Origin of the sequence: Streptomyces sp. WAC04114 (assembly GCF_019733245.1) — a bacterium.
Lineage (GTDB): Bacteria > Actinomycetota > Actinomycetes > Streptomycetales > Streptomycetaceae > Streptomyces > Streptomyces massasporeus_A.
The window spans coordinates 1-25,694 of the sequence record NZ_JAIGQA010000052.1; the positions used below are offsets into that span (position 1 = coordinate 1).

Consider the following 25,694-nt stretch of genomic DNA (forward strand, 5'->3'; position numbering starts at 1 on the left):
GCCCCCAGCCCCAGATGCCGCAGGCCGCCCCCGCCTGGCAGGCGGCTCCCGGTTCCGCCCCGTACCCCGGCGGCCCCGGCTACACCTCGCCGATCCCGGTCGTACGCACGCACCTCGGCAACGCCATCGCCTCCGAGTGGACGAAGATCAGGTCGGTGCGCTCCACGATGTGGACGCTCGGGGTGTTCGTCCTGCTCGTCGTCGGCATCGGTCTGCTGACCGGCATCGTGGTGTCGAGTTCCTCCTCGGACCTGTCCGGCGAGAACGCGCTGTCCCTCGGCTTCTTCGGTCTGCTGCTCGGCAGCATGTGCATCATCACGCTCGGCGTGCTGACCACGGCCTCGGAGTACGGCACGGGCATGATCCGCACCACGATGGTCGCGTGCCCGAGCCGGGGACGCGTGCTGGCGGCGAAGGCCATCGTGTTCTTCCTGGTCGCGTTCGTGGTGACGCTGGTGGCCGCCTCCCTCGTGGCGTTCCTGCATGTGGCCATGCTGGAAGGCAACGGCGCCAAGGAACCCTCGGGCGGCGAGTGGCTGAAGAGCACGGTCGGCATCTCGCTCTACATCGCGCTGCTCGGCCTGCTCTCGCTCCTCATCGGCTCGATCATCCGGCACTCGGCCGGCGCCATCACCATCATGATCGGCGCCGTGCTGGCCCCGCTGGTGATCGCGCTGTTCATGTTCTCGGAGTCGCTGCAGGGCGTGCGCGACGCCCTGTTCGAGTACTCGATCCCGAGCCAGCTGAGCGTCTTCTACGCCAACTCCCTCAACACGGCGAGCCAGTCCGGCCCGTCCGGCTGGGACCCGCTGTGGATCATCCTCGGCGCCACGGCCGTCGCGTTCGCCGGCGCCTTCGCGCTGCAGGAGAAGCGGGACGTCTGAGTCGGGTCAGAACTTCGGCGCGTTACGGGACCGCTGCACCCCCGGGGTGCGGCGGTCCCGCGCGTTCCAGCAGGCCTTGTGCCAGTGTCTGCGGTCGTCGACGCCCGTGTGCTCGGCCCAGGCCACCACGTGCGGCACGCCGTCCGGGATCAGCTGGTCGCAGCCGGGGCAGCGGTACGACTTGCCCTGCGCGCTCGCGCCGGCCACGTGCCGCACGCTCCAGTTCTCGCCCTGCCAGTTCTCCGAGGACTGCCAGCCGCCGTAGCGGCCGGGACGGTCGTCCTCGACGCTCCGGCCGGACTCAGCGGCGCCCTTGGGTCGGTTGCGACGCGGGGACACGGGACACCTCTCGGGGCTATACAGGAAGCACGGGCCGCGTCCAGCCTACGCGGCGCGCACAGGGGTACGCGTACGGAACCAATCGCCATATGTCCCTCGCGGGCGCGGCGGGCTCACCCCGGTTGCTCTCCCCCGGGCTCCTGGCGGAACGCCCCATTCTGCAGACAATCCGCAAAATACTCCGCCCGGCCGTGTCCTCGGCACGTGTCAGACGGTTATGCGGTGTGGGGGAGCTTCGTGTCGGAGCCAAGGAAGCAGGAAAGCAATGCGCGTTGGAAGTTTTGTGTTGGCAGCCCAGTTCCCCGGTCAGGGTGAGGGAGAGGCGCTGCACCGCGCGGTCCGCTCGGCCGAGGTGGCCGAGGAGGCCGGGCTCGACACGGTCTGGCTGGCCGAGCACCACTTCGTGCCGTACGGCACGTGTCCGTCGGCCGTCACCCTGGCCGCCCTACTACTGGGCCGCACCCGCCGCATCCGGGTCGGCACGGCGGTCAGTGTGCTGCCCACCGTCCACCCCGTGGCCCTCGGCGAACAGGCCGCGCTGCTGCACCACACCAGCGGCGGCCGGTTCACGCTCGGCGTCGGGCGCGGCGGCCCCTGGGTCGACCTGGAGGTGTTCGGCGCGGGTCTGGAGGCGTACGAGAAGGGGTTCCCGGAGTCCCTGGAGCTGCTGGTGCGGTGGCTGCGCGAGTCGTCCGTGGCGGCCGACGGGGAGCGCTTCCGCTTCCGCGAAGTCCCGGTGGTGCCGCGGCCGTCGGAGGCCCTGACGGAGGCCGCGGGGCCCGAGGTCGTCGTGGCCTGCACCTCGCCGGCGAGCGTGCGGCTCGCCGCCGAGCGCGGCCTGTCGATGCTGCTCGGGATGCACGTGGGGGACGAGGAGAAGGCCGAGATGGTCGCGCTGTGGCGGCAGCACGCGCGGGCCTGCGGCAGGCCGCCGGAGGAGATCCTGGGCGCGTCCCATGTCTCGGCCGGCGTCTGCCAGATCGCCGACCGGCGGGTCGACGCGGCGGAGACGCTGATGAAGGCGATGCCGGGCTGGCTGAAGCAGGGCCTGGAGGCGCATGTCACGGTCGACGGGCGCACGCGCCGGATGCGCGACCCGCTGGCGTACACCGAACTGCTCTGCGGGCTGCACCCGGTGGGCACTCCGCGGCTGTGCGCGGACCGGCTGGCGGCAACCAGCGAGCGGACGGGCATCTCCCGCTTCGCGCTGCTCGTCGAGGGCTCCGGGGACCTGGCGGCGACCGAGGAGAACGTGCGGCGGCTGGGCGCCGAGGTGCTCCCCCAACTCGTCTGAGGGCGCGGGGGATCCCTGGGGGCTTGCCGCTCCGGTACAGAACTGCACCTCCCGCGTACGGAGCGGCAAGCAGTGGCGCCGCGTCAGCAGTCCCGGAACTCGGGTGACTGGTTCAGCACCTGACTGCGGACCGAGGTGAAGCGGTCCAGCTTCTCGTCCACCGAGGAGTCAAGCGGGAACACGGCTACCCGGTGGCAGTTCTGGAAGGCCAGGCGCACACCGAAGTGCCGTTGCAGCGCGCCGCGTATCGCGTCACTCGCAAGCGCACGCAGCAGCTGACCGCGTGCCTGCTCGTCCGGCGGGGGCGTCTGGTTGTCGGCGAACGCGCCGCCGTCCACCTTCAGCTGGGCCACCAGTGAGCTGATCATCTCCCACGCGAAGGGCAGGGAGGTCCGGACGCAGTCGACGAATTCCGCTTCGTCGACCTCGCCTCGCTCGGCCTGTTCGAGTAGGGCCGGTGAGACGTCGAGCGACATGAGTTCTCCTCTCGCACCCCCGACGAGCAGGGGTTGCCGGACGAATAGAGGGAGTTCGCGATACCGGACACGCTGCGTACACGCCTCGCGACCTCCCGTTCATACGGTAAGCACCGTACGGTGGCGGCACCAGGAAAATGCGCAGATGAGACACTCCCGCTGAGCACACCATGCACACAATCGGCCATTACCGAACACGTGTTTTCCAGGGCGAATCGCGTGGACAGGTGCCCGTCGAGTAGCGTTGCCGACCATGCGTCTCGTCATTGCCCGCTGCTCCGTGGACTACGCCGGGCGGCTCACCGCCCACCTTCCCTCGGCCCCGCGCCTGATCCTGGTGAAGGCGGACGGCAGCGTCTCGATCCACGCCGACGACCGGGCCTACAAGCCTCTGAACTGGATGTCGCCGCCCTGCACGTTGAAGGAGGGCACCGGCGAGGAGGAGGGCGTCTGGACCGTCGTCAACAAAGCGGGCGAGAAGCTCATCATCACGATGGAGGACGTCCTCCACGACTCGTCTCACGAACTGGGCGTCGATCCCGGCCTGATCAAGGACGGCGTGGAAGCGCACCTCCAGGAGCTGCTCGCCGACCGCATCGAGACACTCGGCGACGGCTACACGCTGATCCGCCGCGAGTACCCGACGGCCATCGGGCCGGTCGACATCCTGTGCCGGGACGCCGACGGCAAGACCGTCGCGGTGGAGATCAAGCGGCGCGGTGAGATCGACGGCGTGGAGCAGCTCACGCGCTATCTGGAACTGCTGAACCGCGATCCCCATCTCGCCCCGGTACGCGGTGTCTTCGCGGCCCAGGAGATCAAGCCCCAGGCCCGCGTCCTGGCGACCGACCGCGGCATCGGCTGCCAGGTCCTCGACTACGACGCGCTGCGGGGCATCGAGGACGACAAGCTGCGGCTGTTCTGACAGCCCCTGAGACGACGAACAGGGCCGGGTCCGCGCAACGGACCCGGCCCTGTCGTGTGGACGGGTGTCAGATCACCCTCTCCGGGCCGCTCGGTGTGCCGGTGCTGCTCTGTGGCGCGCTCGCCGAGGTGCTCGTGGGAGCGCTGGGCGCCGGGCCGCTGGCCGAGTCGGAGGTGGACGGGCTGGTCGTCGGAGGCTCCGAGGTCGGCGGCTCGGAGGTGGGCGGCTCCGAGGTCGGGGGCTCGGACGTGGGCGGCTTCGATGTCGGCGGCTTGGACGTCGTCGGCTTGGACGTCGGCGGCTTGGACGTCGTCGGCGGCTTCGAGGACGTCGGCGGCTTCGACGGCGACGCGGACTTGCTCGGGTCCTGCGAACCGCTCGGCGAGTCCGTCGGGGTCGGGTCGTCCGACGTGCCGAGCGTGCCGTCGGGGCCCGGGTCCGTCGGGCGGGGGGCCGGCTCGCCGTTGTCGCCGTCGCCGTCGTTCGCCGCCGGGTCGGCGCCGAGGCTGCCGTCGTTGATGCCCTGGCTGGCGGAGGGGTTGACGCCGACCCGGTCGGACGGCGTGTTCGGGTCGTTGTCGGAGGTGGCGCCGAGCGTCACCACCGTGCCGAGGACGGCCACGAGCAGGGCACCGGCACCGGCGGCCACGAGGTTGCGCCGGGCGAGGCCCCTGAGGCCGCCGCGGGCCGCCCGCGAGGGCGCGGGCGAGCTGCGGTGGGTGACCAGGGTCGGGGAGGGCGGCTTCTGGAGCGTCGGGAAGGCCGCCGGAACACCGCCGGGCGGGGACGCCGACTCCTCGTCACGGGTGTCGGGCACCTCCTCCCCCGCGGTCGGGCCGAGCCCGAGGGGTGTGCCCGAGCGGTCGGCGACCAGGGCGAGGGCACGGCGGCCGGCGACGGTGCCGCGCTTGTCGGCGAGGGCGCCGCGCAGGCCGATGGAGGCCTCCAGTTCGGCACGGGCCCGGTCGAGCTGTCCCCCGCACAGGGCGAGGACACCGAGCTCGTGGTGGAAGTAGGCCTCTTCGCCGACGTCCCCGGCGAGCCGGGCGGCCTCGGCGCCGGAGCGCAGGGCCCGCTCCCAGGCGCTCCAGTGCAGTCCGGCGGCGAACGCGGGGGCGGCGGTGCGGGCCAGGTGCACGGCCGCGCTCTCCTCGCCCTCGGCCGGCGGCCGCGTCGCCGGGCCGAGGAGGGCCAGGGCGGCGAGGACCGCGTCGGCCTCGGCGCACACCCGCTCCGGGGTGACCGAGGGGTGCCCGGCCCACCAGGAGTAGTGCTGTGCGGCGCTGCGGGCGCCGGCCTCGGCCTCGTCGGCGTACCCGGCGGCCTCCAGCTGGGCCGGGACTCCGGCCGCGAGGCGGTAGCGGGAGCCGACCGGGGAGACGAGGCCGCAGGCGGCGAGTTCGCCGAGCGCGGCGTCCGCGTGGGTGTCGCCGACCAGGGCGGGCAGATGCGCCTGGTGCGGGACCTCGCCACCGAGGGCGACGGCGAACCGCAGGGTGGCGCGGGCGGAGGCGCTCAGCCGGGAGGCGAGCAGCGGCGCGGGCGCGGCGGCCTCGCCGAGCGCGGGCAGCGGCACGTCGTCGCCGAGGTCGTAGGCCTCGGCCGGGGGCGCGTCCTCGAAGACGCCGAACTCGTCGACGGCGCCGGTGCCGGCGCGCAGCCGGTCGCGCTGCCGGAGCAGGGCGCCGGCCTGGACGAAGCGCAGCGGCAGGCCCTCGGACTCGAACCAGAGGTCGCCCGCCCAGTTGGACTCGTCCTCGGTGAGGGTCCGGCCGACGGCGTGTTCCAGCAGGTCGAGGCCGGCCGCGCGCTCCAGTCCGCCGAGGAGGACCTCCTCGACGCCGGCGCCGGCGGAGGGGGCGGGCACGTCCGGGGTGGCGCCGAGCAGGAAGGCGCACTCGGGGGTGGCCTCCAGCAGCTCGTCGAGCGCGGCGCCGCCGAACTCCAGGTCGTCGAGGACGACGACCGCGCCGATCTCCCGCACGTAGGTGAGCAGCTCGTCCCGGTCCGGGCGGTGCAGGGGGGCGCTGTACACCGCGTGGAACAGGTCGTAGAGCAGGTCGCCGGAGGTGCGTCCGAAGCCGTTGAGGCGGACGACGCCGTCGGGGGCGAGGTCGGAGCAGTCCTCGGCGACGAGGTCGAGCAGGCGGGTGCGGCCGGAGCCGGGCGCGCCGATGAGGCGGGTGGAGCGGCCGCGGGCGAGCAGGCGCACCAGGCGCTCGCGTTCGTCCTGGCGGGCCAGCAGCGGCAGGGCGGGCTGCGCGGGGCCGGGCGGAACGGGCGGGCGGGCCGCGCGCTCGGCCTCGGCGCGTTCGGCCTCGGTGAGCTTGACGGGCCGGGCGGGCCGTTCGGTGGGCGGGCAGGCCTCTATCTCGCTGCCGTCGACGGGGTTGACGGTCAGCAGGAAGTCGCCGGAGACGAGCTGCACCGTGCGGGCGAGTGCCGGCGCGTGCTGCGCGAAGTCGGGTGTGAGGGATTCCCTGGGAGGGCGCTGGCGCGGCGCAGGGCCGTCACCGTCATGGCCGTACTCCTCGGGTCCCTGGTTGTCAGGATCCATAGGTCAAGCCCCCCAAAAGCGTGTGCGTGCTCGGAAAAGCCCCTCCCGGCCTTGCTGCACACCGCGCTGTCGCTTCTGGTCCGGTCCCGCTCGAAGGGTGTCAAGGCAGCGGGCAGCCGAACCCTAAACCTTCGCACAGTATCTACGACAGTCCGGGGTACCGCGCCGTCCATAACGTCACGGTCTCGTGAGGATTGTGCGCGTCGCACGATTCGACGACGTGCGTCCGGGTCTCCCCGGTCGCCCGGCTCACACCCGCGGGAGGCGTCACACGCGGGGAAGGCTCTCCACCCCGATGCCGCCCTCGATCGCCAGGATCCGGTGCAGGCGGGTGGCCACCAGCAGGCGCTGCATCTGCGGCGGTACTCCGCGCAGCACCAGACGCCGGCCGCAGCGGCCGGCCCGCCGGTGGGCTCCCATGATCACGCCCAGTCCGGTGGCGTCCCAGGAGTCCAGTTCGGACAGGTCCAGCACCAGGTCTCCGACTCCGTCGTCGACGGCCGAGTGCAGGACCGTACGGGCGTCCGCCGCGCTCCGGACGTCGAGGCGGCCCCCGACGACCAGCTCGGCGTGGTCGCCCCTGATGTACATATGCGCTCCCCGTGCGTGCGAATCGTGCTCCGCGTTCTGATGTGGGTGATGCAACCTCTGACTGTGTGGAGGTGTCAGAGGTTGCTTCTTGTAAGCGAACCGATACCGAATTCACCCTGGCGTGTGATGGGCCCGGGGCATGTGCGGTTTCAGTGCTTGTAGAAGCCCTGCCCGCTCTTGCGTCCGATGTCACCGGCGTCAACCATCCGGCGCATCGACTCGGGGGCCGCGAACTTCTCGTCCTGGGACTCGGTGTAGATGTTGTTCGTGGCGTGCAGCAGGATGTCGACGCCGGTCAGGTCCGCCGTCGCCAGCGGGCCCATGGCGTGACCGAAGCCCAGCTTGCAGGCGAGGTCGATGTCCTCGGCGCTGGCCACGCCCGACTCCTGCAGCTTCGCGGCCTCGACGACCAGGGCGCAGATGAGGCGGGTCGTCACGAAGCCGGCGACGTCGCGGTTGACGACGATGCAGGTCTTGCCGACCGACTCGGCGAACTCCCGGGCCCTGGCGAGGGTTTCGTCGCTGGTCTTGTAGCCGCGGACGAGTTCGCACAGCTGCATCATCGGCACCGGCGAGAAGAAGTGCGTGCCGACGACCCGCTCGGGGCGCTCCGTCGCCGCCGCGATCTTGGTGATCGGGATGGCGGAGGTGTTGGAGGCGAGGACCGCGTCGTCCTTCACGATCTTGTCGAGCGCACGGAAGATCTCGTGCTTGATCTCGAGCTTCTCGAAGACGGCCTCGACGACGACGTCCGCGTCGGCCGCGGCGTCCAGGTCGGTGGTCGCGGTGATGCGGGCCAGGGCGGCGTCGGCGTCGTGCGCCTCCAGCTTGCCCTTGGCGACGAACTTGTCGTACGACGCCTTGATGCCGTCGGTGCCCCGCGTCAGTGCCTCGTCGGTGACGTCCCGCAGGACCACCTCCCAGCCCGCCTGTGCGGAGACCTGGGCGATGCCGGATCCCATGAGGCCGGCTCCGATGACGGCGAGCTTCCGTGCCACTGTGCGACTCCCCTGACGCGCTGCTTATGTCTGCTTCTCGGGCGGAGACTAGCGCTCGTGAGAGTGCGTGTGAGCGCTTAGTAACGCGTTTCACGTCTCACGACGTGAGACGCGCGTCACGCGCCGCCTCGTACGGCGTAGTTGAGCACCTTCTCGCTCAACAACTCCTCGATGTCGTCGAGGAGGACGAGCGTCTCCCGTGACACTTCGTCCGGGTTGCGCCCCTTGGCCATCTCGCGGCCGATCGCGACGAAGACGGTGCCGTGCACCCAGCAGATCTGACCGGCGATCAGCCTCGGCAGCGGGTCGCCGGTCTCGGCACTCACCTCCTCGCGGAGCGTCGCCTCCAGGTTGTCCTGAACCTCCTGCTGCATGCTCCACAGCCGGGAGCGCAGCGGTGGCGCCTCTTCGATGCAGCGCATGAAACGGTCGTAGCCCTCGATGAGGCCCATACGGGGCGAGACGGCCTCGATCTCGGCGCGCAGCTCGCGCAGCACCGCCCGGGCGGCCGACTCCCCCGCGTCCCGGCCGCGCACCCAGCGCGAGAGCCGGTCGACGACGCCCTGAGAGCGGTCGAAGAACAGGTCCTCCTTGGCCGGGAAGTAGTTGTAGACGGTGTTCACGGAGACGTCGGCCGCTTCCGCCACCTCGGCGATCGTCACCGTCACGAACCCGTGCTCCAGGAAGAGCCCGGTGGCGATGTCCGAGATGCGCTGCCTGGTCTCGCGCTTCTTCCGTTCCCTGAGCCCCTCAGCCATATCCGAATCCTAGCTTCCCTGGAGCCTCTGAAAACTTGGGGTCATTGCAAACTTTAAGAGACTCTGTTTTTCTGGGGTCATGGCAATCATCAGTACGGCCGGGCTGGCCCGTACCTTCCTGACCGAGAACGGCCCCGTGGAGGCCGTGCGCTCCATCGACCTGACTGTCCGCGAGGGCGAGATCCTCGGCTTCCTCGGCCCGAACGGGGCCGGCAAGACGACGACCCTGCGGATGCTGACGACCCTGCTGGCACCGACCGGCGGCGCCGCCACCGTCGCGGGACGCGACCTGGCGACGGACGCGGCCGGGGTACGGCGGGCCTGCGGCTACGTGGCGCAGTCCGGCGGGGTCGATCCGCAGATCAGCGTGCGGGAGGAACTGGTCACCCAGGGGCGGCTGTACCGGCTGACCAGGGCGCAGGCCGTCGAGCGCGCCGGGGAACTGGCCCGCGACCTGGACCTCACCGGGCTCCTCGACCGCAAGTGCGGCGCGCTCTCCGGCGGTCAGCGGCGGCGGCTGGACATCGCGATGGCGCTCACCCACCGCCCGAAGGTGCTGTTCCTGGACGAGCCGACGACCGGTCTCGACCCCGGCAGCCGTGCCGACCTGTGGGACCTGGTGCGCCGGCTGCGCGACGAGCACGGCACGACGGTGTTCCTGACCACGCACTACCTCGACGAGGCCGACGCCCTCTCCGACCGGCTGGTCGTCGTCGACCACGGCGTGGTCGTCGCCGAGGGCACCCCGAGCGCGCTGAAGCTGCGGTACGGCGGCTCACTCGACGCCTCGCTCCAGGACACGTTCCTCGCCGTCACCGGCCGCAGTGCCGCACCGGCCGACGCCGCCCCCGTAGCCGTATAGGAGTTCCGGAATGCTGCTGCACGACACCGCCCTCGTCTACGGGCGCTACCTCCGACAGTCACTGCGCTCGCGCTTCGCGCTGCTCTTCGGCGTGCTCATGCCGCTGCTGTACCTGCTGTTCTTCGGTCCGCTGCTCACGGACCTGCCGCTCGGCGCGACAGGCAGCTCCTGGCAGGTGCTCGTCCCCGGGCTGCTGCTCCAACTCGGCCTGTTCGGGGCGTCCTTCGCGGGATTCTCGATCATCATCGAGAAGGGCCACGGCGTGGTCGAGCGCATGCGCGTCACCCCGGTCAGCCGGCTGGCTCTGCTGCTCGGCCGGGTGCTGCGGGACGCCACGGTGTTCGTCTTCCAGGCCGTGCTGCTGGTGCTGGCCGCGGTGGCGATGGGCCTGCGGGCCCCTCTGGCCGGGGTGCTGATCGGCTTCGCCTTCGTCGCCCTGCTCACGCTCTCGCTGGCCGCCCTGTCGTACGCGTTGGCGATGAGGATGGACACCCCGCAGAGCTTCGGCCCGGCGATCAACGCGCTGACCATGCCGTCCATGCTGCTGTCGGGCCTGATGCTGCCGATGACCCTGGGACCGGCCTGGCTGGACGCCCTCTCGCACCTCATGCCGTTCCGCTATCTGGTGGACGCGGTGCGGGACGCCTACGTCGGCAGCTACACGACACCCCACATGCTCTACGGCGCGCTGGTGGCCGCCGCGCTGACGGCGCTGTCCGTGACAGTGGGCACACGTGTGTTCCGAACGGCCTGAGCGTAACTACGCTGGCCACATGGTCAATCTGACGCGCATCTACACCAGGACCGGCGACCAGGGCACCACCGCCCTCGGCGACATGAGCCGGGTCGCCAAGACCGACCTGCGGATCTCCGCGTACGCCGACGCCAACGAGGCGAACGCGGCGATCGGCACGGCCATCGCGCTGGGCGGCCTGGACGAGGAGATCGTCACGGTCCTCACCCGCGTCCAGAACGACCTCTTCGACGTGGGGGCGGACCTGTCGACGCCCGTGGTGGAGAACCCGGAGTTCCCGCCCCTGCGGGTCGAGCAGTTCTACATCGACAAGCTGGAGGCGGACTGCGACCGCTTCAACGGAGAGCTGGAGAAGCTCCGCTCGTTCATCCTCCCCGGCGGCACCCCCGGCGCGGCCCTGCTGCACCAGGCCTGCACGGTCGTACGCCGGGCCGAACGCTCGACCTGGGCGGCGCTGGAGGTCCACGCCGAGGTGATGAACCCGCTGACGGCGACCTACCTCAACCGCCTGTCCGACCTCCTGTTCATCCTCGCGAGGACGGCGAACAAGGAGGTCGGAGACGTGCTGTGGGTGCCGGGCGGGGAGCGCTGAAGCGCCCCTGAAGGGGGCGCGGGGAACGGCGCGACAAGCCCCCACGGACCCGCGGTCGAAGTACGGGCCCTTAACGCTGCGCCCTCTCCTTCTCCACCGTCCGCCCGGAATCCCTGGTTTCCCCGGTTTCCCCGGCGGGAGCCCTCCGCGGCCAGATCGCATAGCTCAGCGCGATCAGGCCGTGGATCCCGGCCGCACGCCAGGCCACGTAGCGCCAGCTCTCCAGGGAGGTCACGCGGCTCGGGTCGTCCACGTACCAGATCGCCAGCTGGAGGAGCACGGTCGCGACGGCGGCGCCCACCAGCGTGCCCAGCCAGACCTTGCCCTCGTGCCGGGCCCGGGCCATGCCGTACCGCGGTGGGCCGGCCGGCTTCGGGGCGCCGCCCAGCCGGTGGGCGGCGTGGCCGTCCAGCCACTTCACCGTGCGGTGGCCGTGCCCGACCGTGTAGCCGATGTACAGCGCGGCCAGGCCGTGCGTCCAGTTCGGCTCGGCGCCGTTCTTCAGGTCCAGCGCGGTGGCGACCAGCAGGACGACCTCCAGCAGCGGCTCGCACAGCAGCAGCGCCAGGCCCGTGCGCGGCATCTTCAGCAGGTAGCGGGTGGCCAGTCCGGCCGCCAGCAGCACCCAGAAGCCGATCTCGCAGGCGGCGATCAAGGCGACGATCACGGTTCGCTCCTCTCGGTCACCTCTCCAGGCTCCCGGGCAGGGCGGCGGGAATCGTCGTCGTGACTGACGAACCCCGGGTACATCGAAAGATGCAGCCGGAGCCCCTACGAACGGATCATGCGCGGGCCGCGACCGGCCGTGTTGGATGGTGCCATGGCCGCTGGACTCCCCCGCCCCCGACGCTTCGACGTCTACGTCGCGCTCGGCAGCCTGCTCGGCGGGCTGTTGCTGTGGGGTGTCGGCCTGGCCACGAGACCGAGCACCGAGGTGTACGTGCTCCTGCCCGGGCGCTGGCCGGTCCTGGTGCCGCTGTTCGTGCTCGCCGGCTGCGAGTTGCTGCGCCGGGCCGCCCCGCGCACCGGCCTGCTGATCGGCACGGGCGCGATCGTCCTGGACGTCGTCACCCAGGGCAACCTGGTCTCGATCCTGATGTACACCGACCTGATGTACGCGGCCGTCCTGTACGGTCCGCCCGCCTCGGCCCACCGCATCCCCCGGATCACCGGGCTGCTCACCGTGGCCGGAGCCGTCGTGCCGTTCGCGGTCTGGCGCGAGCCCGAGGCGCTGCTGATCGGCGTGGTCACCGGCCTGGTCGCCTTCGGGCCCGCCTCCACCGGGCTGATCGTGCGCAACCACCGCGAGGCCGCCGACGCGGCCCGGCTGCGCGCCGAGCAGACCGCGCTGCTCGCGGAGATGGACCGCACCCAGGCCGTCACCGCCGAACGCGCCCGCATGGCCCGCGAGCTGCACGACATGGTGGCCAATCACCTGTCCGCGATCGCCATCCACTCCACCGCCGCGCTGTCCCTCGACGATCCGAAGACCTCTCAGGACGCGCTCGTGGTCATCCGCGAGAACAGCGTGGAGGGGCTCGCCGAGATGCGGCGGCTGATCGGCATCCTGCGCGACAGCAGCGGCGACGTGGAACCGTCCGCCGCTCCCACGCTCGACGGCCTGGGCTCGCTGGTGGACGGCGCCCGCGCCAACGGCCTCGACGTCACCCTCGACGCCGAACGGAGCGAGGTGCCCGCCCCCGTCGAGCTCGCCGCCTACCGCATCGTGCAGGAGTCACTGACCAACGCACTCAAGCACGCGGCCCCGGGCCGGGTCACCGTGTCCCTGATGCGGCGACACGGCTCACTCGTCGTCAGCGTGACCAGCCCCTACGGCGACCGGGACGCGCCGCGCGCCCCCGGGTCCGGCGCGGGCCTGGTCGGCATGAGCGAACGGGCGGCCCTGCTGGACGGCACCTTCGACGCCGCCCCCGAGGACTCGCCCGAGGGCAAGATCTGGGCCGTGCGCGCCACCCTCCCCGTCGACGACACCCTCGAAGGAGACACCGCATGATCCGCGTCCTGGTCGCCGAAGACCAGTCCGCCGTCCGCGCCGGCCTGGTCCTCATCCTGCGCAGCGCGCCCGACATCGAGGTGGTCGGCGAGGCAGCGGACGGCGAGCAGGCGGTGGCGCTGGCCCGCGAGCTGCGACCGGACCTGGTGCTGATGGACGTTCAGATGCCGCGCCTGGACGGGGTGTCGGCCACCCGGCAGGTCGTCGCGGAGCGGCTCGCGGACGTACTCGTGCTGACCACCTTCGACCTCGACGAGTACGTCTTCGGGGCGCTGCGGGCGGGGGCGTCCGGTTTCCTGCTGAAGAACACCGAGGCGAAGCATCTGCTGGAGGCCGTGCGGACGGTCGCGCGTGGGGAGGGGCTGATCGCCCCGGCCGTGACGCGGCGGCTGATCGCGGAGTTCGCCGCGAAGCCCGCCCGGGAGCCCGCGGCCGATCCGGCGGTGCTCGAACAGCTGACCAGGCGGGAGCGCGAGGTGCTGTCCTGCCTCGGCCTGGGCTTGTCCAACGCGGGCATCGCGGAGCGGCTCGACATGGCCGAGGCGACCGTGAAGACCCATGTCAGCAGGCTGCTCGGGAAGCTGGGGCTGCGCAGCCGGGTACAAGCCGCGGTGCTGGCACAGGAGTTGGGTGTCTGAGGAGTCCGGGGCGTGGTGGTCCAGACCTATTGACCGGTGGTCCAGACCTTTCTATTCTCACCGCACCACGAGTGGGCGTGAGGCTCAGTCACGCCCCCACAACTCCATCAAGGAGGCGCAGCATGCGCTTCAGACACAGAGCCGCGGCAGGGTTCGCGACGCTGTTGCTCCCGCTGGCCGGCCTCGTCGGCCTGGCGAGCCCGGCCCAGGCCGCGACGTCCGCCACCGCTTCCTACGCAAAGACCCAGGACTGGGGCTCCGGCTTCGAGGGCAAGTGGACGGTGAAGAACACCGGCACCACGGCCTTGAGTTCCTGGACCGTCGAGTGGGACTTCCCCTCCGGTACCTCCGTCACCTCCGCCTGGGACGCCGACGTCACCTCCTCCGGCACCCACTGGACCGCGAAGAACAAGTCCTGGAACGGCACCCTCGCCCCCGGCGCCTCCGTCTCCTTCGGCTTCAACGGCAGCGGCACCGGCTCCCCCTCGAACTGCAAGCTCAACGGCGGCAGTTGCGACGGCGGCACCACGGAACCCGGCGACAGCGCGCCGAGCGCCCCGGGCACCCCGACCGCCTCGGACATCACCAACACCTCGGTGAAGCTGTCCTGGTCCGCCGCCACCGACGACAAGGGCGTCAAGAACTACGACGTTCTGCGCGACGGCAGCAAGGTCGCCACCGTGACGGGCACCTCGTACACCAACACCGGCCTCACCGCGGGCACCGACTACTCCTACTCCGTCCAGGCCCGGGACACCGCCGACCAGACCGGCCCGGTCAGCGGCGCCGTCCGGGTCCGCACCACCGGCGGCACCACCGAGCCGCCCACCGGCGACAAGGTCAAGCTCGGCTACTTCACCGAGTGGGGCGTCTACGGCCGCAACTACCACGTCAAGAACCTGGTGACCTCGGGCACGGCGTCGAAGATCACCCACATCAACTACGCCTTCGGCAACGTCAAGAACGGGCAGTGCACCGTCGACGACACCTACGCCGCCTACGACAAGGCCTACACGGCCGACCAGTCCGTCAGCGGCACCGCCGACACCTGGGACCAGCCGCTGCGCGGCAACTTCAACCAGCTGCGCCAGCTGAAGGCCAAGTACCCGCACATCAAGGTGCTGTACTCCTTCGGCGGCTGGACCTACTCCGGCGGCTTCGGCCAGGCCGCCGCCAACGCCGCCGCGTTCGCCAAGTCCTGCAAGGCCGTCGTGGAGGACCCGCGCTGGGCCGACGTCTTCGACGGCATCGACATCGACTGGGAGTACCCGAACGCCTGCGGTCTGACCTGTGACACGTCCGGTCCGGCGGCCTTCAAGAACCTCTCCCAGGCCTTGCGCAACGAGTTCGGCCAGAACTACCTGATCACCGCCGCCATCACCGCGGACGGTTCCTCCGGCGGCAAGATCGACGCGGCCGACTACGGCGGCGCCGCGCAGTACCTCGACTGGTACAACGTGATGACGTACGACTACTTCGGCGCCTGGGACAAGACCGGCCCGACGGCCCCGCACTCCCCGCTGACCTCGTACAGCGGCATCCCGAAGGACGGCTTCAACTCCGCGGCGGCCATCGCCAAGCTCAAGGCCAAGGGCGTCCCGGCGAGCAAGCTCCTGCTCGGCATCGGCTTCTACGGCCGCGGCTGGACCGGCGTCACCCAGTCCGCCCCGGGCGGATCGGCGACCGGCGCGGCTCCGGGCACGTACGAGGCGGGCATCGAGGACTACAAGGTCCTGAAGAACTCCTGCCCGGCCACCGGCACCGTCGCCGGCACGGCGTACGCGCACTGCGGCAGCAACTGGTGGTCGTACGACACCCCGGCCACGATCGCGGGCAAGATGAGCTGGGCCAAGAACCAGGGTCTGGGCGGCGCGTTCTTCTGGGAGTTCAGCGGAGACACCGCGAACGGAGAGCTGGCGAACGCCATCGACAGCGGCCTGAAGTAGGCCGGATCAAAGGAAGGTTCGAAGTGTCGTAGACCCTAGGCGACATTGACGCGCTGACCGGGCGGGGCTGCCTCAAGCCACGCGAGGAAACCGGTCAGCGCGTCTTCGCTCATCGCGAGTTCGAGACGCGTGCCCCGGTGCAGACAGGCCAGGATCACATGGTCGGAGAGCAGCGCCAGCTCCTCCTCGCCCTCCGGGACGCGGCGGCCGGCCACCTCGATCGCGGAACGCTCCAGGACGCGGCGCGGACGCGGCGAGTACGAGAAGACGCGGTACCACTCGACCCGGTCGCCGTTGTAGCGGGCCACCCCGTACGCCCAGCCCTTGCCGTTGGCGTCACCCTCGGCGGGGGCGTCCCAGCGCAGGCTGGCGTCGAACGTGCCGCCCGACCGCTGGATCAGCCGACGGCGCAGGCCGAAGACGAACAGACCCACCACCACCAGGGCCACCACGATTCCGCACACAGTCAGAGCGAGGACCATCGACACCGACCTCCTCGTCTCCTAGGTAACGCAACGTAAAAATCACCCACATCCGCCTCAGCCGCGGCTGGGTCCGGATCTCTCCGGTACCCAGCCGCGGCTGAGTGACGTCATCACACGGCGGACTCCGGTCAGCGCGCCGCCGTGGCAGCCCGCAGACGGACGTCCGCGCGGCGCTGGGCCTCCGCGTCGTCCTCCGCCTTCGCGCGCTCGAGCTCCTGCTCAGCGCGCTGGACATCGATCTCGTCCGACAGCTCGGCGACCTCCGCCAGGAGCGAGAGCTTGTCGTCCGCGAACGAGATGAATCCGCCGTGCACAGCGGCGACGACCGTCCCGCCCTCGCTCGTACGGATGGTCACCGGGCCCGACTCCAGCACACCGAGCAGCGGCTGGTGACCGGGCATGACGCCGATGTCGCCGGACGTGGTGCGCGCGACGACCAGGGTGGCCTGGCCGGACCAGACCTCACGGTCGGCCGCGACCAACGCGACGTGCAGCTCAGCAGCCAAGGGTGGCTCCTCGGGTCACCACCCGGCGGGAGTGCCGGGTGTTGGTTACAAGTCTAGTAGGCGTGACAGAGGGGGCGGGACGAACCCCGCCCCCTCCGACGAGCACGGGGCTCAGGAGACGCCCAGCTCCTTCGCGTTCTTCTTCAGGTCCTCGAGACCACCGCACATGAAGAACGCCTGCTCCGGGAAGTGGTCGTACTCGCCGTCGCAGATCGCGTTGAACGCGGCGATCGACTCGTCCAGCGGCACGTCCGAACCGTCCACGCCGGTGAACTGCTTGGCGGCGTGGGTGTTCTGGGACAGGAAGCGCTCCACGCGACGGGCACGGTGGACGACGAGCTTGTCCTCCTCGCCGAGCTCGTCGATACCGAGGATCGCGATGATGTCCTGCAGGTCCTTGTACTTCTGCAGGATGTTCTTCACGCGCATCGCGGCGTTGTAGTGCTCCGCCGAGATGTACCGCGGGTCGAGGATGCGGGACGTCGAGTCCAGCGGGTCCACGGCCGGGTAGATGCCCTTCTCGGAGATCGGACGGGACAGAACCGTCGTCGCGTCGAGGTGGGCGAAGGTGGTGGCCGGGGCCGGGTCGGTCAGGTCGTCCGCGGGGACGTAGATCGCCTGCATCGAGGTGATCGAGTGACCACGGGTCGAGGTGATGCGCTCCTGGAGGGTGCCCATCTCGTCGGCCAGGTTCGGCTGGTAGCCCACCGCGGAGGGCATACGGCCGAGCAGGGTCGACACCTCGGAACCGGCCTGGGTGAAGCGGAAGATGTTGTCGATGAAGAACAGCACGTCCTGCTTCTGGACGTCACGGAAGTACTCCGCCATCGTCAGGCCGGCCAGGGCCACGCGCAGACGGGTGCCCGGGGGCTCGTCCATCTGACCGAAGACCAGGGCGGTCTTGTCCAGAACGCCGGACTCTTCCATCTCCGCGATGAGGTCGTTGCCCTCACGGGTGCGCTCGCCGACGCCCGCGAAGACGGAGACGCCCTCGTGGAGGTTGGCGACACGCATGATCATTTCCTGGATCAGCACGGTCTTGCCGACACCGGCACCACCGAACAGACCGATCTTGCCGCCCTTGACGTACGGGGTGAGCAGGTCCACAACCTTCAGGCCCGTCTCGAACATCTCGGTCTTCGACTCGAGCTGGTCGAACGCGGGGGCCTTGCGGTGGATGGACCAGCGCTCGCCCTCGTGGGTCTCGTCGCTGTTCAGCACCTCACCGAGGGTGTTGAACACCTTGCCCTTGGTGAAGTCGCCGACGGGGACGGTGATGCCCGCGCCCGTGTCGGTCACCGGGGCCTGGCGGACCAGACCATCGGTGGGCTGCATGGAGATCGCGCGGACCAGGCCGTCACCCAGGTGCTGGGCGACCTCCAGGGTCAGCGTCTTCTTCTCGCCCGCGAGCGCCGGGTCGGCGACCTCGACGTGAAGGGCGTTGTAGATCTCCGGCATCGCGTCGACGGGGAACTCCACGTCGACGACCGGGCCGATGACCCGCGCGACGCGGCCCGTCGCCGTGGCCGTCTCAACAGTGGTGGTCATTTATCGGTCACTCCCCGCGGTCGCGTCGGCCAGGGCACTCGCGCCACCGACGATCTCGCTGATTTCCTGGGTGATTTCGGCCTGGCGGGCCTGGTTGGCAAGCCGGGTGAGCGTCTCGATGAGCTCTCCGGCGTTGTCGGTGGCCGACTTCATCGCGCGCCGCGTGGCGGCGTGCTTGGAGGCGGCCGACTGGAGCAGCGCGTTGTAGATGCGGCTCTCGACGTAGCGCGGCAGCAGGGCGTCCAGGACGTCCTCCGCCGAGGGCTCGAAGTCGAACAGCGGGAGGATCTCGCCCTTGGGCTTGGCCTCCGCCGCCACCTCGTCGAGGCTGAGCGGCAGCAGCCGGGCCTCGATCGCCGTCTGCGTCATCATCGACACGAACTCGGTGTAGACGATGTGGAGCTCGTCCACGCCGCCCTCGGCCGTCTCCGTCTCGATCGCCTCGATCAGCGGGGCCGCGACCTTCTTGGCGTCCGCGTACGACGGCTCATCGGTGAAGCCCGTGAACGTCTCCGCGATCTTGCGCTCGCGGAAGTTGTAGTGGGCGACACCACGGCGGCCGACGATGTAGTTGACGACCTCCTTGCCCTCGGCCTCGAGCGCGGCCGTGAGCTTCTCCGCGGCCTTGATGGCGTTGGAGTTGAAGGCGCCGGCCAGACCGCGGTCGCTCGTGAGGAGCAGGACCGCGGCACGGGTCGGGTTCTCCGGCTCCGTCGTCAGCGGATGCTTGGTGTTGGATCCGCCGGCGACCGCCGTGACCGCGCGGGTGAGCTCGGTCGCATACGGGGTGGAGGCCGCCACCTTGCGCTGCGCCTTGACGACGCGCGAGGCGGCGATCATCTCCATCGCCTTGGTGATCTTCTTGGTCGCGGAGACGGATCGGATGCGACGCTTGTAGACCCGGAGCTGGGCTCCCATGAGTCAGGTCCCTTCCGTCGTCACTTGCCGGCAGCCGGGGAGTCCTCGCCGAGCAGCTTGCCGTCGGAGGTCTCGAACTGCTTCTTGAACTCCGCGATGGCGTCGGCGATGGCCTGGAGCGTGTCGTCGGACATCTTGCCGCCCTCGCGGATGGAGGTCATCAGACCCTGCTCCTTGCGGTGCAGGTACTCCAGCAGCTCCTTCTCGAAGCGGCGGATGTCGACGACGGGAACGTCGTCCATCTTGCCGGTGGTGCCGGCCCAGACGGAGACGACCTGGTCCTCGGTGGCCATCGGCTGGTACTGCGCCTGCTTCAGCAGCTCGACCATGCGCTGACCACGCTCGAGCTGCGCCTTGGACGCGGCGTCCAGGTCGGAACCGAAGGCGGCGAACGCCTCCAGCTCACGGAACTGGGCGAGGTCCACGCGCAGACGGCCGGAGACCTGCTTCATCGCCTTGTGCTGCGCGGAACCACCGACTCGGGAGACGGAGATACCGACGTTCAGCGCGGGGCGCTGACCGGCGTTGAACAGGTCCGACTCCAGGAAGCACTGGCCGTCGGTGATGGAGATGACGTTGGTCGGGATGAACGCCGAGACGTCGTTGGCCTTCGTCTCGACGATCGGCAGACCGGTCATCGAGCCGGCACCCATCTCGTCGGAGAGCTTGGCGCAGCGCTCCAGCAGACGGGAGTGCAGGTAGAAGACGTCACCCGGGTAGGCCTCACGGCCCGGCGGGCGGCGCAGCAGCAGCGACACGGCGCGGTAGGCGTCGGCCTGCTTCGACAGGTCGTCGAAGATGATCAGGACGTGCTTGCCCTGGTACATCCAGTGCTGGCCGATGGCCGAACCGGTGTACGGCGCCAGGTACTTGAAGCCGGCCGGGTCGGACGCCGGGGCGGCGACGATGGTCGTGTACTCCAGCGCGCCGGCCTCCTCCAGAGCGCCGCGCACACCGGCGATCGTGGAGCCCTTCTGGCCGATGGCGACGTAGATGCAGCGGACCTGCTTGTTCGGGTCGCCCGAGCGCCAGTTGTCGCGCTGGTTGATGATCGTGTCGACGGCCAGGGCGGTCTTGCCGGTCTGGCGGTCACCGATGATCAGCTGACGCTGGCCACGGCCGATCGGGGTCATCGCGTCGACGGCCTTGTAGCCCGTCTCCATCGGCTCGTGCACCGACTTGCGGACCATGACGCCCGGGGCCTGCAGCTCCAGGGCGCGGCGGTCCTCGGTCTCGATCTCGCCGAGGCCGTCGATCGGGTTGCCGAGGGGGTCCACCACGCGGCCGAGGTAGCCCTCGCCCACCGCGACGGAGAGAACCTCACCGGTACGGGAGACCGGCTGACCCTCCTCGATGCCGCTGAACTCGCCGAGGACGACGCAGCCGATCTCGCGCTCCTCGAGGTTGAGGGCGAGACCGAGGCTGCCGTCCTCGAACTTCAGCAGCTCGTTGGCCATGACCGAGGGCAGGCCCTCGACCTTCGCGATACCGTCGCCGGCGAAGGTGACCGTACCGACCTCCTCGCGCGAGGCCGCGTCCGGCTTGTACGCCTGGACGAAGTTCTCCAGCGCGTCCCGGATCTCCTCCGGCCGGATCGTGAGCTCCGCCATCTGGGTTCCCTGCTCTCCTTGTTGGGCCCGAAGTTTCACTTTGGGGGTCTGGGGGCGACCCCCAGGATTCTTCTGCACGGCCCAACCAGGGCCGTCGTAAGTACGTTGTGCCTATTGAGTTGCTGCTCAGCCGGCGAGCCGGCGGCTGGCGTCCTCGATGCGGTCCACCAGGGCGCCGTTGATGACCTCGTCGCCGACCTGCACCCGGATTCCGCCGAGGACCTCGGGGTCCACGTCCAGGTTGAGGTGCATCCGGCGGCCGTAGAGCTTCGCGAGGGCGGCGCCCAGGCGCTGCTTCTGCGGGTCGCTCAGCGGCACCGCCGAGGTGACGATGGCCACCATGCGGTCCCGGCGCTCGGCGGCGAGCTTGGACAGGGACTCGAGTCCCGACTCCAGGCTACGTCCCCGCGGCGCGGTCACAAGGCGCGTGACCAGACGCTCGGTGGTCGGCTGCGCCCGTCCGCCGAGCAGGCTGCGCAGCAGCGCGCTCTTGGCCGAGGCGGTGGCCTTGCGGTCGGTCAGCGCGGCGCGCAGCTCGGTGCTGCCGGAGACGATCCGGCCGAACCGGAACAGCTCGTCCTCGACGTCGTCGAGCTTGCCCGCCTGCTGGGCGGCCGTGAGGTCGGCGATGTTGGCCAGCTCCTCCAGCGCGTCCACCAGGTCGCGGGACTGCGACCAGCGGGAGCGCACCATGCCGGCCACCAGGTCGGCGGCGGGGCCGCTGACCTGGGTGCCGAGCAGGCGCCGGGCCAGCTCTGCCTTGGCCTCCGCGGGCTGCGCCGGGTCGGTGAGGACCCGACGCAGCGACACCTCGCGGTCGAGCAGCGCGGTGACGGCGGCCAGCTCGTCGGCGAGCGAGGCCGCGTCCACGGACGTCGAGTCCGTCAGCGCGTCGAGACGCTCACGTGCGGCTGCCAGGGCCTCGCGGCTCGCTCCGTTCATCGCCCGGCCTCGGCCTTCTCCTCGAGCTCGTCGAGGAACCGGTCGATCACGCGGCTCTGGCGGGCGTGGTCCTCGAGGGACTCCCCGACGAGCTTGCCGGCCAGGTCGGTGGCGAGCTTGCCGACGTCCTGGCGCAGCGCGGAAGCGGCGGCCTTGCGGTCGGCCTCGATCTGGGCGTGGCCGGCGGCGACGATCTCCTCGCGCTGACGCTGGCCCTCGGCCCGCATCTCGGCGATGAGCGTGGCACCCTGCTCCTGCGCCTCCTGGCGCAGGCGCGCGGCCTCGTGCCGGGCCTCGGCGAGCTGTGCCTTGTACTGCTCAAGGACGCTCTGGGCCTCGACCTTCATGGTCTCGGCCTCTTCGATACCGCCTTCGATCGCCGCGCGGCGCTCCTCCAGAACCTTGTTGATGTTCGGAAGCAGCTTCTTCCAGAAGAAGAAGAACACGATGGCGAAGGCGATGGTGCCGATGAGCAGCTCGGGGCCCGGAGGGATAAGCGGGTTCTGCTTCTCCTCGGCCGCCAGCTGCACCAGGTTGGCGATCACATCAGTGCCTTCCGTTGAAAGGTTTCGATCGTCCCGGACGTCTCTTAGTAGACGAACGGCATGACGATGCCGATGAGGGCGAGCGCCTCACAGAACGCGAAACCGAGGATCTGGTTGGCACGGATCAGACCGGCCGCCTCGGGCTGGCGGGCCAGGGCCTGGGTGCCGTTGCCGAAGATGATGCCGACGCCGACGCCGGGGCCGATGGCGGCAAGGCCGTAACCGATGGAGCCGAGGTTGCCTTCGACGGCGGCGAGGGTCTCAAGGGCAGCCATGCTGAATCTTCCTTCTCTTTCAGGACCGATGGGGGTTGGCCACCGGACGTTCTGGGGGCTGAGAGTGGTGGGGGCTCAGTGATGCTCGGCGAGAGCGCCCTGGACGTACGTGCAGGCGAGGAGTACGAAGACGTACGCCTGGACGGCCTGCACGAAAAGCTCGAAGACGATCATGACCGTGGCCATGACGAAGGAGACACCGGCCGCCGGGATCATCCAGCTGTTCAGCAGGTACCAGGACGCGACGGTGAACATGACCAGCATCAGGTGGCCGGCGAACATGTTGGCAAACAGTCGCACCGCGTGCGTGAACGGGCGGACGAGCAGGTTCGAGAAGAACTCGATGACCATCACGAGCGGCAGCACCGGCCCGAGCGACTTGTCGTAGCCGGTGACGTTCTTGAAGAACCCGACGAAGCCGTGCCGCTTGAAGGTCAGTCCGACCCACGTCACGTACACCACCGCGGCCAGAACAGCCGGGTACGCGATGATCGAGGACACCGGGAACTGCGCGAGCGGGATCACGGACCAGATGTTCATGATCCAGATGAAGAAGAACAGCGAGACCATCAGAGGGACGTACTTCTCGCCCTCCTTCTTACCGAGGGTCTCGTAGACGATGCCGCGGCGGACGAAGTCGTAGCCGGCCTCACCGACCATCTGCAGCTTGCCCGGCACCACCTTGGCCTTGCCGAAGGCTGCCCAGAAGAAGCCGATGACAACGATGGTGGTGATGATGGCGAGCAGCATCACCTTGTTGAACTCGTACCCCCCGACAGTGCCAATCGGCTTGAAGAGGAACGAGTGCAGGCCCGGAGCCGGAAAACCACACCCGTTGTCGGACATGATCCGACAGCTCCAGTCAAAGGCGAGCTGGGTCTGGTCAGCACTCACCACGGGCTCCTTCGGCGTGACGCATGGGTACGGCAACCTCGTTGTGTCGGCGCGGCACAGAGCCGCGGTTCGGCACGGGACTGGTGTTACGGATGTGGGGGCGGCTGGGGGGCATCTCGCCTCGCGATGGAGCAGGCGTCAGCTCAGATGCCCGCGCCCGCGATGCCGCAGTTGGCACCGGACGATAGCAGGAGATCTCATGCCTCTTTATCCCGGCCCTATCCCTCACGACGAGTGCCCCGACTTTTCGGGCTTCTCGCCCTTCGTCGAATCGGGCTCGACGTAAAGGATCTTGGCCTTCATGTGGGCACGCGTCTGTGCGGCGATCCACGCGAGGGTGCCGACAACGAGCGTGATGGCAAAGGCCTTGGGGTTGAACAGCGTCGTGTTCTTGAACGCGGCGACGAAGATGAACAGCAACAGAATCTGCGCCGCGTAGAGCATGAGGCCCATCGCCTGGAACAGGTGCGGAAGCGATTTGGCAGTGCGCTGCAAGACATAGAGGCCGATCCCCATGAAGAGGATCACAATGAGTGTCGCGACGACCGCCCCGATCGCTCCCTTGCCGCCGACGACCACACCACTGACGACGGCGGCAACAGCACCGACGGCGGCCGTGGGCACGGCAGCCTGGGCCAGAATCCGGGCGTCATTGGACGGCATGGCGGCAACTCCGCTTTCGCAGGGGGCAGGGGTGTCGTCATGGACGAGCGTAGTCCCGGGCTGAGTGGAGACCTCACACCAATGGACCGTCGCACTGCGGTCCTTCGGCTCTATCCGGGGGGTTCTCGTGAACCGTATCACAAACTATTTGATGCAGTCTTTACCTGGAGGTGTGCGGACTCTCACACATGAGAGTGAACCTGCGCGTCTGAGCGAGAACACTGACGACATGTCTGGTATTGGGATGCTTCGCACCCCCATCACAACCCCACGACTTGGCAATGCTCTAGTCAGATTCTTACCTTGTCCCCGCCTTGCGCCGATCGGCCAGACGCGAACGGGGCCCGATGGCCGTCGCCCCGTTGACGCCGGCGACGCCGGACACCACGGGCGTGCGGTTCTCGGCTCCGGCGGGGGCGGGCTGGTCCGCCGTCGACGCGGGGGTGGAGGCAGCGGGTGAGAGGGCCGCGACCGAACCGCGGCGCCGGTAGCGCGGCGGGACGAAGCGCTCCATCCAGCGCGGGGCGCGCGGCGTGAAGCGCGGCAGCAGAAGCAGGAGCAGTCCGATCGCGCTCAGGAACACCACACCCAGCACGATCCACATGGACGCCGAGTTGACCGAGTAGGCGAGCGCCCCGAAGGCGATCAGCGCCGACCAGAAGTACATGATCAGCACGGCCCGGCTGTGCGAGTGGCCGATCTCCAGCAGCCGGTGGTGCAGGTGACCGCGGTCGGCGGCGAACGGGGACTGGCCGCGCCAGGTGCGGCGCACGATCGCCAGGATCAGGTCGGCGGCCGGCACGGCGATGATCGTCAGCGGCAGCAGCAGCGGGATGTAGACGGGGACCGTCTGGTGCACGGCCTCCTTCTCGGAGCCCACGTAGAGGTTGAGCGCGTCCGGGTCGACCTGGCCCGTGACGGAGATCGCGCCGGCGGCCAGGACCAGGCCGATCAGCATCGAGCCCGAGTCGCCCATGAAGATCCGCGCCGGGTGCATGTTGTGCGGCAGGAAGCCCAGGCACATGCCCATCAGGATCGCCGAGAAGAGGGTGGCCGGGGCGGCGGCCTCGATGCCGTACGAGTACCAGATGCGGTAGGCGTACAGGAAGAACGCCGTGGCCGCGATGCAGACCATGCCCGCCGCGAGGCCGTCCAGGCCGTCGACGAAGTTGACCGCGTTGATGGTGATGACGACCAGAGCCACCGTGAGCAGGGTGCCCTGCCACTGGGTGAGCGCGACCGAGCCGACGCCCGGGATCGGCAGCCACAGGATCGTCAGACCCTGCACGACCATCACGCCCGCGGCGATCATCTGGCCACCCAGCTTGATCAGGGCATCGATCTCGAACTTGTCGTCCAGCACCCCGATCAGCCAGATCAGGGCCGCCCCGGACAACAGCGCACGGGGTTCGTTCGACGTCTCGAAGACCTGGTTGAGGTTGGTCAGGTGGTCGGCGACCAGCAGGCCCGCGCACAGGCCGAAGAACATCGCGATACCGCCGAGGCGCGGCGTGGGCTCCCGGTGCACGTCACGTGCCCGGATCTCCGGCATCGCTCCGGCCACGATCGCGAACTTCCGTACCGGCCCTGTCAGCAGATACGTCACCGCGGCCGTGATGCAGAGCGTCAGGAGGTATTCACGCACGGGCTTCCCCACAGGTCTCGCTGGCCATCTCAGCC

The 25,694-nt window shown here is 69.8% G+C and carries 27 protein-coding genes; 9 read left to right on the forward strand and 18 right to left on the reverse strand.

Annotated features, from left to right (window positions below):
• Positions 1-884 (forward strand): ABC transporter permease subunit (locus K4G64_RS16315; protein ID WP_260460533.1); only part of this gene is annotated, 884 nt, incomplete at its 5' end.
• Positions 885-890: 6 nt separating this feature from the next.
• Here the strand turns inward: K4G64_RS16315 and K4G64_RS16320 are convergent.
• Positions 891-1,223 (reverse strand): ATP/GTP-binding protein, encoded by a 333-nt coding sequence (locus K4G64_RS16320; protein WP_185013193.1) that lies wholly within the window; start codon positions 1,221-1,223, stop codon positions 891-893.
• Between the two features lie 265 nt (positions 1,224-1,488).
• Between K4G64_RS16320 and K4G64_RS16325 the strand changes: the two genes are divergently transcribed.
• Complete coding sequence (locus K4G64_RS16325) at positions 1,489-2,517, forward strand: LLM class flavin-dependent oxidoreductase (RefSeq protein ID WP_221756765.1); 1,029 nt, start codon at positions 1,489-1,491, stop codon at positions 2,515-2,517.
• An 83-nt stretch (positions 2,518-2,600) separates the two neighbouring features.
• On the opposite strand, the gene K4G64_RS16330 is transcribed toward K4G64_RS16325, so the two are convergent.
• Positions 2,601-2,993, reverse strand: coding sequence for an SCO5389 family protein (locus K4G64_RS16330; RefSeq protein ID WP_221756766.1), 393 nt, complete (start codon positions 2,991-2,993; stop codon positions 2,601-2,603).
• Between the two features lie 253 nt (positions 2,994-3,246).
• Between K4G64_RS16330 and nucS the strand changes: the two genes are divergently transcribed.
• A complete protein-coding gene (nucS, locus tag K4G64_RS16335) occupies positions 3,247-3,918 on the forward strand; it encodes an endonuclease NucS (RefSeq protein ID WP_221756767.1) in 672 nt (223 codons plus the stop codon).
• Between the two features lie 67 nt (positions 3,919-3,985).
• Here the strand turns inward: nucS and K4G64_RS16340 are convergent, their stop codons facing one another.
• From K4G64_RS16340 to K4G64_RS16355, 4 genes are all read right to left on the reverse strand, one after another.
• Positions 3,986-6,475, reverse strand: a complete 2,490-nt coding sequence (locus tag K4G64_RS16340) for an ATP-binding protein (protein WP_221756768.1) — start codon at positions 6,473-6,475, stop codon at positions 3,986-3,988.
• A gap of 267 nt (positions 6,476-6,742) precedes the next feature.
• On the reverse strand, positions 6,743-7,066 hold the full coding sequence (locus tag K4G64_RS16345) for an STAS domain-containing protein (protein ID WP_030672301.1): 324 nt from the start codon (positions 7,064-7,066) through the stop codon (positions 6,743-6,745).
• Between the two features lie 149 nt (positions 7,067-7,215).
• Positions 7,216-8,064: a 3-hydroxyacyl-CoA dehydrogenase family protein gene (locus K4G64_RS16350; protein WP_221756769.1), complete on the reverse strand. Its 849-nt coding sequence runs from the start codon at positions 8,062-8,064 to the stop codon at positions 7,216-7,218.
• 116 nt (positions 8,065-8,180) lie between these two features.
• Positions 8,181-8,822, reverse strand: a complete 642-nt coding sequence (locus K4G64_RS16355) for a TetR/AcrR family transcriptional regulator (RefSeq protein WP_221756770.1) — start codon at positions 8,820-8,822, stop codon at positions 8,181-8,183.
• A gap of 79 nt (positions 8,823-8,901) precedes the next feature.
• On the opposite strand from K4G64_RS16355, the gene K4G64_RS16360 reads away from it, so the two are divergent.
• From K4G64_RS16360 to K4G64_RS16370, 3 genes are read left to right on the forward strand one after another with little or no spacing between them, the layout of a single operon-like run.
• A complete protein-coding gene (locus tag K4G64_RS16360) occupies positions 8,902-9,684 on the forward strand; it encodes an ABC transporter ATP-binding protein (RefSeq protein WP_221756771.1) in 783 nt (260 codons plus the stop codon).
• A 10-nt stretch (positions 9,685-9,694) separates the two neighbouring features.
• Positions 9,695-10,438, forward strand: coding sequence for an ABC transporter permease (locus K4G64_RS16365; RefSeq protein WP_221756772.1), 744 nt, complete (start codon positions 9,695-9,697; stop codon positions 10,436-10,438).
• Positions 10,439-10,457: 19 nt separating this feature from the next.
• Positions 10,458-11,030: a cob(I)yrinic acid a,c-diamide adenosyltransferase gene (locus tag K4G64_RS16370; protein WP_221756773.1), complete on the forward strand. Its 573-nt coding sequence runs from the start codon at positions 10,458-10,460 to the stop codon at positions 11,028-11,030.
• A gap of 70 nt (positions 11,031-11,100) precedes the next feature.
• Here K4G64_RS16370 and K4G64_RS16375 read toward each other — a convergent pair whose 3' ends face one another.
• Positions 11,101-11,697 carry a hypothetical protein gene (locus K4G64_RS16375; RefSeq protein WP_221756774.1) on the reverse strand — a complete coding sequence of 199 codons (597 nt, stop codon included), beginning with the start codon at positions 11,695-11,697 and terminating at the stop codon, positions 11,101-11,103.
• A gap of 153 nt (positions 11,698-11,850) precedes the next feature.
• On the opposite strand from K4G64_RS16375, the gene K4G64_RS16380 reads away from it, so the two are divergent.
• The 3 genes from K4G64_RS16380 (at position 11,851) to K4G64_RS16390 (ending at position 15,628) form a co-directional block, all read left to right on the forward strand.
• Positions 11,851-13,044, forward strand: a complete 1,194-nt coding sequence (locus tag K4G64_RS16380; RefSeq protein ID WP_221756775.1) for a sensor histidine kinase — start codon at positions 11,851-11,853, stop codon at positions 13,042-13,044.
• Positions 13,041-13,682 (forward strand): response regulator transcription factor, encoded by a 642-nt coding sequence (locus K4G64_RS16385; protein WP_221756776.1) that lies wholly within the window; start codon positions 13,041-13,043, stop codon positions 13,680-13,682. The genes K4G64_RS16380 and K4G64_RS16385 overlap by 4 nt, the downstream gene beginning before the upstream one ends.
• 122 nt (positions 13,683-13,804) lie before the next feature.
• Positions 13,805-15,628, forward strand: coding sequence for a glycoside hydrolase family 18 chitinase (locus K4G64_RS16390; protein ID WP_221756777.1), 1,824 nt, complete (start codon positions 13,805-13,807; stop codon positions 15,626-15,628).
• Positions 15,629-15,663: 35 nt separating this feature from the next.
• Here the strand turns inward: K4G64_RS16390 and K4G64_RS16395 are convergent, their stop codons facing one another.
• The 11 genes from K4G64_RS16395 to K4G64_RS16445 all read right to left on the reverse strand — a co-directional run bounded on the left by K4G64_RS16395 (position 15,664) and on the right by K4G64_RS16445 (position 25,659).
• Positions 15,664-16,110, reverse strand: coding sequence for a DUF2550 domain-containing protein (locus tag K4G64_RS16395; protein WP_221756778.1), 447 nt, complete (start codon positions 16,108-16,110; stop codon positions 15,664-15,666).
• A 131-nt stretch (positions 16,111-16,241) separates the two neighbouring features.
• Positions 16,242-16,619 (reverse strand): F0F1 ATP synthase subunit epsilon, encoded by a 378-nt coding sequence (locus tag K4G64_RS16400; RefSeq protein ID WP_033312984.1) that lies wholly within the window; start codon positions 16,617-16,619, stop codon positions 16,242-16,244.
• A gap of 111 nt (positions 16,620-16,730) precedes the next feature.
• Complete coding sequence (gene atpD / locus K4G64_RS16405) at positions 16,731-18,167, reverse strand: F0F1 ATP synthase subunit beta (RefSeq protein ID WP_221756779.1); 1,437 nt, start codon at positions 18,165-18,167, stop codon at positions 16,731-16,733.
• Entirely contained in the window at positions 18,168-19,085 is a 918-nt protein-coding gene (locus tag K4G64_RS16410; protein ID WP_221756780.1) for a F0F1 ATP synthase subunit gamma, read from the reverse strand.
• Positions 19,086-19,105: 20 nt separating this feature from the next.
• Entirely contained in the window at positions 19,106-20,695 is a 1,590-nt protein-coding gene (gene atpA, locus K4G64_RS16415; protein ID WP_221756781.1) for a F0F1 ATP synthase subunit alpha, read from the reverse strand.
• Between the two features lie 126 nt (positions 20,696-20,821).
• Positions 20,822-21,637, reverse strand: coding sequence for a F0F1 ATP synthase subunit delta (locus tag K4G64_RS16420; RefSeq protein WP_221756782.1), 816 nt, complete (start codon positions 21,635-21,637; stop codon positions 20,822-20,824).
• The gene (locus tag K4G64_RS16425; RefSeq protein WP_221756783.1) at positions 21,634-22,182 is read right to left on the reverse strand and encodes a F0F1 ATP synthase subunit B; all 549 of its coding nucleotides are present in this window, start codon (positions 22,180-22,182) and stop codon (positions 21,634-21,636) included. The genes K4G64_RS16420 and K4G64_RS16425 overlap by 4 nt, the downstream gene beginning before the upstream one ends.
• A 44-nt stretch (positions 22,183-22,226) precedes the next feature.
• On the reverse strand, positions 22,227-22,457 hold the full coding sequence (gene atpE / locus K4G64_RS16430; protein WP_030049631.1) for an ATP synthase F0 subunit C: 231 nt from the start codon (positions 22,455-22,457) through the stop codon (positions 22,227-22,229).
• A gap of 75 nt (positions 22,458-22,532) precedes the next feature.
• Positions 22,533-23,303, reverse strand: coding sequence for a F0F1 ATP synthase subunit A (gene atpB, locus K4G64_RS16435; protein WP_185013237.1), 771 nt, complete (start codon positions 23,301-23,303; stop codon positions 22,533-22,535).
• Between the two features lie 273 nt (positions 23,304-23,576).
• Entirely contained in the window at positions 23,577-24,014 is a 438-nt protein-coding gene (locus tag K4G64_RS16440; RefSeq protein ID WP_221756784.1) for a hypothetical protein, read from the reverse strand.
• A gap of 298 nt (positions 24,015-24,312) precedes the next feature.
• On the reverse strand, positions 24,313-25,659 hold the full coding sequence (locus K4G64_RS16445) for an MraY family glycosyltransferase (RefSeq protein WP_221756785.1): 1,347 nt from the start codon (positions 25,657-25,659) through the stop codon (positions 24,313-24,315).
• Positions 25,660-25,694 lie beyond the last annotated feature (35 nt).